We start from the raw sequence: 7,318 nt of genomic DNA, 5'->3' as shown, positions 1-7,318 counted from the left end.
GCTAATGAGTTCGCCTTTTTATGTTTGCTGTTATTTAGACATAAAACAATATGCAAAAATACATAAAGCTGCTACCAGCTAATACAAATAAATGCCATATTGCGTGATTATAAGGTAGTTTGTTCCATACATAGAAGATGGCACCGATGGAATACATAATTCCACCTGTTAAAAGAAGAGCAAAACCTGTTCCAGTTAAACTTATATAGAGTGGTTTTATGGCGATTATGACAAGCCAACCCATAATAAGATAGAAGAGAGTTGAAATGACTTGATATCGTTGTACAAAATAACATTTAAACACAATACCAATTATCGCTAGTCCCCAAACAACTCCAAATAATGTCCACCCTAGCGGACTTCTGACACTGACCAGCATAAAAGGTGTATAAGTTCCCGCAATCAGTATATATATAGCTGAGTGATCCAATATGGCAAATAGATTCTTTACCTTAGAAGGCTTGAAACTATGTAGAAGTGTGGAAAATAAATACAAGAGAATCATGGATGCACCAAAAATGGAAAAACTCACGATGTGCCAGGCAGACCCCTTGTCTACTGCGAATATGATCAGCATGACCAGCGCAGGTATGCTTAAAAGCAGTCCAATTCCATGGGTAATGGCGTTAGCTATTTCTTCCTTCCAATTAGAAAAATCAAAATCATATGTCAAAGAACCCTCATCCTTTCTATATTCATCTATGAAAGTGTGACCAAGCATCGAATGTTATTCTACAATTATTATCATAATCCTCTTCCTTGTTTTGTGCAATCATTATCCTGTTAAAGGGTTAAAGTATAATGAGGTTCATCACTTTACTCTTGTTCTTGATTAGGACTAAGTATTTAGGTATCCTTCATATAAAGATAAGTTCGTATTTCATTCATAAGAGGTGATAAACATGTGTGGAAGGTTCTCATTGACCACACCATTAGAAGAGCTTGTTCAGCAATACTTAATTGATGAACTGATGGATGACTGGAGACCAAGATATAATATTGCTCCAACCCAAAAAGTGTTCTCTCTTATTTCACACAAAGGGAAACGAAAAGCAGGAAAAATAACTTGGGGGCTTATCCCGAGTTGGGCTAATCAAAACAAATGGAAGCCATTGATAAATGCCCGTAGTGAAACCCTGTTGGAAAAGCCGAGCTTTAAGAGTCTAGTACACTCAAAAAGAATGATCGTCTTTGCAGATGGATTTTATGAGTGGAAGAGAGAACGGAATCAAAAGGTGCCTTTTCGATTTCGATTAAAAAAAGAACAGCCATTTGTATTTGCAGGTTTATGGGACCGAAATGGAGAGGCAACTTCGTCTACCATTTTAACAACATCAGCAAATTCTCTTGTGAATCCTGTCCATGAAAGAATGCCTGTTATGTTAACAAATAATGATGATATTGAAAAATGGCTCAATACAGAGAAATATACATTTGAAGAGGCTTCATCACTATTAAAACCACTTGAACCCGAGCATATGAACAGCTATATGGTATCATCCATTGTGAATTCTCCTAAAAATGACACAATAGAATGTCTTGTGCCTGTTTAAGGAAAAAAGGTCAATAAAATTTTAAAATTGTTGCAGGATTAGACAATTTATGCAGTTGTAAATAGGGTATAATAAAAGCATAAACGGGTGAAAAAAGAGGATTGATACTTTGCTGACAAAAACCATTGAGTTCAAATCAAAGTATGGAAGGAAAGTCAAAATCTTGGAAGTACCTGTCTTAAAAGAAGAAAACCCGCTCTATTTTAGAGTGAACCTTAAACTGCAATCATTTATCACAAAAATTGTGACACAAAACCTGACTAAAACAACGTACAATTTTAGAGAGTACATAAAGAAAACGACAAAATGGTCAGAATATGAAGAGATTTATAAAACTGAAGAATTAAAGTTTAATGCATAAGACTAAAAGGGGAGCTGATCCATAAACCAATAGGTTGTCGTGGATCAGACTTTTTCGTTTTCCAATAAACATAATAAGTTAGAGAATTCTATACTATCTGTTTGATTCCTTTTCATTTAACGATATAATACTATTGATATGGTAGATAGGATGTGGCTAAATTGACTAAAATTAACATTGTAACAGATTCAACAGTAGACTTAACCGATGAAATAGTAAAAGAACTTGATATTCACGTTGTTCCACTATCAATTTCAATCAATGGAGAAACATATTTAGATAGAATTGATCTTTCACCTTCTAGTTTTTTAGAGAAAATGAGAACGTCTAGTGAATTGCCAAAAAGCTCTCAGCCACCTGCAGGCACTTTTTTAGAACTTTATGATGAGTTAGGAAAAGATGGCTCGAAAGTTTTATCTATTCACATGACAGGGAATATGAGTGGTACCGTTAGGTCAGCACAATCTGCTGCTGAAATGTCATCTTCTGATGTTACAGTTGTAGATTCAAGGTTTATATCCAAAGGATTGGCTTTTCAAGTGATAGAAGCAGCTAAGCTGGCAAAGCAAGGAAAGTCCCTTGAAGAAATTCTTGAAGCGATTGAAAACATTCGTAAAAAGACAAAGTTATTTGTCGTTGTGGACACTCTGGAAAACCTTGTTAAAGGTGGTAGAATCGGAAAAGGCAGGGCGATGATCGGTTCATTACTAAATATTAAACCCATTGCGTCATTGGACGGAGGGGAATACACGCCAGTGGCTAAAGTGCGAAGTCATTCCCAAGTTGTAAAATATTTAACATCTCAATTTGTTGAGGATGTAAAGGGGAAAACGATTCATGGTGTTGGCCTTGTTCATGCAGATGGGATGGAACTTGCCACTAATCTTAAAGAAAAAATAATGGATAAGACGGGTTATGATGAGTTTGAAATAAGTTATACAACTCCTATTATAAGTACTCATACTGGAATAGGTGCTATCGGATTTATGTATTATACAGATTGAAATATTTGTTTTCCTCCTATATAGGAAATCATATTATTTTTTAGACGAAAGAAAATTTCTTTCGTCTTTTTTATTTACGAGAATCTGTTACGGAAATCAACTGCTGCTTTCTTCTTCCAAATAGAAAACAATCTTTAAGAATGGAGCCTTTCAAAATAAAAAATCAGCAGGGAGGCTCCTGCTGAAAAAATATTATGAAGGCATAGGAGTTGGGGTTGGCTTTGCATATCCTTCTTTATACTTCGCATCAATGTCATCTCGTATATCTTTAATGGCTTGTCCCTTATTGTATTTAACAATAGCCTCAGCAGCAATATCAATACAAACTTGACATTTTGTTCCATGATCATCCCATACAATCTTTTCGTCTTTTATTTCATGTACAAAACAATTTAGATTATTCTCGTGTCCTGCTGAATCCCCGCACCCACAATAACAAGGAATATATTTTAATAGTTCTTCACTCTTTGCAGCAGAAGTGTAGATCAACTGCATATTTTCGTCCTTATCATTAAGAAAATTTGGAAGGTCCTCAACAGAATGTGTTTCTTCCTGGATATCTCCACCCATTGTTTCATGTTTTTCATGAATTGATTCTTCTTGTTGACTTGCACACCCACCAAGAACCATTATCAAGATAACAATATTGGAGGCAAATAATTTCACTCTCTTTTTCATCTTTTCACCTTCTCTAAATTAAGCTAGTTGTATTGTATCATTCTTTTTAAAGAGAATAATACATAAAGATAAAATAGCCTATAAACTGTCATATTTATGAGCGAAAAGAGGGAATGGGGGACGACTCATTGTCAGGAAAGAAAAAAGTACTCATCATCTCTGATTTCGGAATAGATGATATTGTAGCTGTTTTATATGCGTATTATAGTGAAGAAATTGAAATAGTAGGAATTGTTTCTGATTATGGGAATGTATCAAAACGAGATGCATTACGCAATGTAAAATTCTTGCAAAATTTAACGGGAATTACGGATATTCCAGTGATTGGAGGTGCTGTATCTGCATTAACGGGGCACCCACCAGTATTTTATCCGGAAGTTCATGGATTAGAAGGACTGGGTCCAATCATACCTGAAAATATAGAATTGAACGAAGATGAAATTAGTGAGAATTTTTTCGAAATCAACGGCTTAATAGAGAAGTATGCTGGAGAACTTTATATCTACTCTGCAGGTCGTTTAACCTCTTTGGCCACAGCATTTGTACTATACCCAGAAACAATGAAAAAGGTAAAAGAGTTTTATGTCATGGGAGGAGCATTCCATGTTCCAGGAAATGTAACACCAGTTGCTGAAGCAAATTTCTATGGAGATCCATATGCCGCGAACCTTCTTATTCAACTTGCCCCAAAGAAAGTACATTTCCTTCCATTAGATGTGACCATGTTTGCCATTATTACTCCAGCAATGATCAATCAACTCCATGAATATTACAAGAAGAAAGGAGATAAAGTAGGTCAAATCATAAAGCCGATGGTCGATTACTATTATTCATTTTATAAGAAAACGTATCCAGATATTTCAGGAAGCCCACTCCATGATTTATTAGCATTATGGGCATTGGCAAATGGAGATAAAGTAGATTTTATAGAAGCGCCAATACGGGTTGCAGTCAATACGGGATGCACATTTGGGCAAAGCATTGGAGATTTTAGAAAGTCTGAAGAAAAAGTAAATTGGCGAATTCATAAAATAGCTAAACAGTTTAATTACCAACAGTTTATAAGGGAGGTATTTTCTACATTACAATCAGGTCCATCTCGTTAAGGCATATTCTTTCATTTGAGGAAGTGAATTTCTTCCTCTTCTTATTTTACATCATCATAATGTTTTCTTTACATAGGTTTCGCCAGTATTAAAGCGTGATATAATATGAATAAATAGTAAGCGAGGTGAAGTACATGAAAAAATTATCAATCCTCATGCTCGCTTTTGTTTTACTCATGTCGGGGTGCTCTTTAGAAGAAGCAGCTGAACATATTACAAGAGAAGTATCATTGTGGGATAAAGAAGATCCAAACGAATCCTTTGTACCAAAGAATTTAAACATTGTATCAATTGGAGATTCCTTGACTCAAGGAGTTGGTGATAGTACGGAAAAAGGTGGATATGTTCCGTATATTGAAAAACAGCTTGAAACTTTAGAAGGAATAAAAGATGCAGAGTTTCATAACTACGGTGTAAGAGGAAACCGAACAGACCAATTATTAAAGAGAATCAAGAAAAAAGATGTAAAAGCATCTATTCGAGATTCAGACGTAGTCTTTATTACAATTGGTGGAAATGATGTTATGAAAATTTTCCGAGAGAATCTTTCAAACTTGCGATTAGATGTCTTTGAAGATGAAAAACGACAATATCAATCTCGCTTAAATGAGATTCTTGAAACCATTAGAAACGAAAATCCTGAAGCTGGTATTGTACTTGTTGGATTGTACAACCCATTTAATACATGGTTTTCTGATGTGCAAGAAGTAGATCAAATCATTCATGATTGGAACCGTGCCAGCCAAGAGGTATTAAATGATTATGACAAGACATTATTCGTTGAGATCGATGATTTATTTATTAACACAGGAGATACCTTGTTATATGACGATTATTTTCATCCTAATGATGAAGGATATAAGATGATCGCCGACCGTATGTTTATTGAACTCACAAATGGGGAAACATTAGCTACGTTAACAAATAGAAAGAAATTGTTAGACGAAGAGGAGCAATCATCATGAAGAACAAGTGGAAGGTAGGTTTTTTTGTATTACTGGGAGCTGTGTTAATTGGACTAATCATCATTTTATCCATGATTTTCACTCCTATAAAAGATGATACATTACCTAAAAATAATGAAAAGGTCAATCGAGAGGTTGGTTTTGATGTTCAGACGAACAAACGTGACCTTAACCTCATCATTGAGCATTATATTGAAGAGGAAGGTCTTAGGGGTCCAGTTAATTATAAGGTCCAGCTAAAAGATGAAGTTGAGTTACTTGGTACTGTACCAGTTTTCACTTCAAACTTAGACTTTAAACTATCCTTTGAACCAAAAGCGTTAGAAAATGGAGACATTCTCCTTAAGCAGAAATCCATTTCAGTAGGTTCGTTAAATTTACCAGTTTCTTACGTTTTGAAAGTAATTAGAGATTCATATGAATTTCCAGATTGGGTGAAAATCCAACCTAATGATGAATTAATTTATGTATCGTTACAGAATATGAAGCTGAAAAGTGATATTAAAGTAAGAGCAAAAGAATTTAACCTAAAAGAAGATAATATCGCTTTTAGATTATTAGTTCCAGTAGACCGTGCACAATAATGGAAAAGAGTGACCAAATTTTTGGTCACTCTTTTTTATGACTGTTGCTACTTCACTTTTATATGCAATGCTTTACCCTTTAAGTAGTATCGCTTCTAATTCAGGTGTCCCATTCGCAAATCCAACGGCAATAATGGTATAAGCTTGATTTGCTTTAAGTTGGACATTAGGTACGCTTAGAACCGTGTTTTTACTTCCGGCTACCCGTGCTTCTAAGTTAACAGTCATTGGGGTTAAGGTTAAGTAATCGGAAGCTTGTTTAAATGCTATATTAGAGAATATAACATCTCCGCCTTTTACTGCAATATCCACGGCCGGAGCGTCAGGAGAGAGATGAATAAACTTTACCTTTGTTTCCCCACTTGGGACACTTGGATCATCTATATAGGGTAAAAGTTGTAATTTTTCTCCACTTCCAACTGCGGCAAGTGTATATACTTTTCCAGGATCAATCTTTACTTTTTTGCTAATAACGGTTGTTACACTTGTACCGGCTGGATAAATATCTATATGGTATTTGCCGGCTGGCAAGGTTAAATAATCACTTACATCTTTAAAGGCAACGTCTTTTAATACACGGTTTCCATTCACATATACGTCTACATTTGGTGCATCAGGTACTGCATGAAGAACACGTACATAGGATGGCTGACTTGACATTGTCATATCGGCCCGCTGTGCTTGCAAGGCTAATTTCATATACTTCAGATGTTTATGATAATAATGGGTGTGTAAGGAAGGGTTAGAATACTTATAGTAGTCAGATAATAAATTGTATATCGCTGCCTTATTTAAATAAGCATGTTGGCTCATTACATTTCTCTCCTTTAAACTTTATTAACACAATAAATTATGCAAAGACTAAAAAATGGTGAAAAAACCTATTTTTTTAAAAAATCAGAAAATCACCTTGAAATTTGCTTAGAAATGAAGGATAATAAAAATACAAATGAGAAGGTAGGTGATGTGTTATGAAACGATTGAACAATAATCAAATCAATCAATTGTATATAGAAGTTTCTACACGTCACCTTAACTTTAGCGGATTGGTCTAATCTTTTTATGCT

General features: G+C 34.9%; 9 protein-coding genes. 6 read left to right on the top strand and 3 right to left on the bottom strand.

Annotation, left to right across the window (positions count from 1 at the left end):
• Positions 1–34: 34 nt before the first annotated feature.
• On the bottom strand, positions 35–673 hold the full coding sequence (gene trhA, locus IQI_RS03600; RefSeq protein ID WP_064091371.1) for a PAQR family membrane homeostasis protein TrhA: 639 nt from the start codon (positions 671–673) through the stop codon (positions 35–37).
• Between the two features lie 229 nt (positions 674–902).
• Between trhA and IQI_RS03595 the strand changes: the two genes are divergently transcribed.
• From IQI_RS03595 to IQI_RS03585, 3 genes are all read left to right on the top strand, one after another.
• The gene (locus tag IQI_RS03595) at positions 903–1,553 is read left to right on the top strand and encodes an SOS response-associated peptidase (RefSeq protein ID WP_064091358.1); all 651 of its coding nucleotides are present in this window, start codon (positions 903–905) and stop codon (positions 1,551–1,553) included.
• Positions 1,554–1,662: 109 nt separating this feature from the next.
• Positions 1,663–1,914, top strand: a complete 252-nt coding sequence (locus tag IQI_RS03590; protein WP_064091357.1) for a DUF2535 family protein — start codon at positions 1,663–1,665, stop codon at positions 1,912–1,914.
• A gap of 161 nt (positions 1,915–2,075) precedes the next feature.
• Positions 2,076–2,918: a DegV family protein gene (locus tag IQI_RS03585; protein ID WP_064091356.1), complete on the top strand. Its 843-nt coding sequence runs from the start codon at positions 2,076–2,078 to the stop codon at positions 2,916–2,918.
• A gap of 192 nt (positions 2,919–3,110) precedes the next feature.
• Here the strand turns inward: IQI_RS03585 and IQI_RS03580 are convergent, their stop codons facing one another.
• On the bottom strand, positions 3,111–3,596 hold the full coding sequence (locus tag IQI_RS03580; RefSeq protein ID WP_064091355.1) for a PCYCGC motif-containing (lipo)protein: 486 nt from the start codon (positions 3,594–3,596) through the stop codon (positions 3,111–3,113).
• Positions 3,597–3,724: 128 nt separating this feature from the next.
• Here IQI_RS03580 and IQI_RS03575 point away from each other — a divergent pair, with 128 nt between their 5' ends.
• From IQI_RS03575 to IQI_RS03565, 3 genes are all read left to right on the top strand, one after another.
• On the top strand, positions 3,725–4,702 hold the full coding sequence (locus IQI_RS03575) for a nucleoside hydrolase (RefSeq protein ID WP_231893374.1): 978 nt from the start codon (positions 3,725–3,727) through the stop codon (positions 4,700–4,702).
• Between the two features lie 134 nt (positions 4,703–4,836).
• Positions 4,837–5,667 carry an SGNH/GDSL hydrolase family protein gene (locus tag IQI_RS03570; protein WP_064091353.1) on the top strand — a complete coding sequence of 277 codons (831 nt, stop codon included), beginning with the start codon at positions 4,837–4,839 and terminating at the stop codon, positions 5,665–5,667.
• The gene (locus tag IQI_RS03565) at positions 5,664–6,251 is read left to right on the top strand and encodes a YpmS family protein (RefSeq protein ID WP_064091352.1); all 588 of its coding nucleotides are present in this window, start codon (positions 5,664–5,666) and stop codon (positions 6,249–6,251) included. Before IQI_RS03570 ends, IQI_RS03565 begins: the two co-directional genes overlap by 4 nt.
• A 72-nt stretch (positions 6,252–6,323) precedes the next feature.
• Here the strand turns inward: IQI_RS03565 and IQI_RS03560 are convergent, their stop codons facing one another.
• Positions 6,324–7,064, bottom strand: coding sequence for a DUF4397 domain-containing protein (locus tag IQI_RS03560; RefSeq protein ID WP_064091351.1), 741 nt, complete (start codon positions 7,062–7,064; stop codon positions 6,324–6,326).
• Between the last annotated feature and the right edge of the window lie 254 nt (positions 7,065–7,318).

It is taken from the genome of Rossellomorea aquimaris TF-12, assembly GCF_001648555.1.
Classification (GTDB): Bacteria; Bacillota; Bacilli; order Bacillales; family Bacillaceae_B; genus Rossellomorea; species Rossellomorea aquimaris.
Note: the sequence above shows the minus strand (reverse complement) of the source record. Positions and strands in the feature narration are given on the sequence as shown.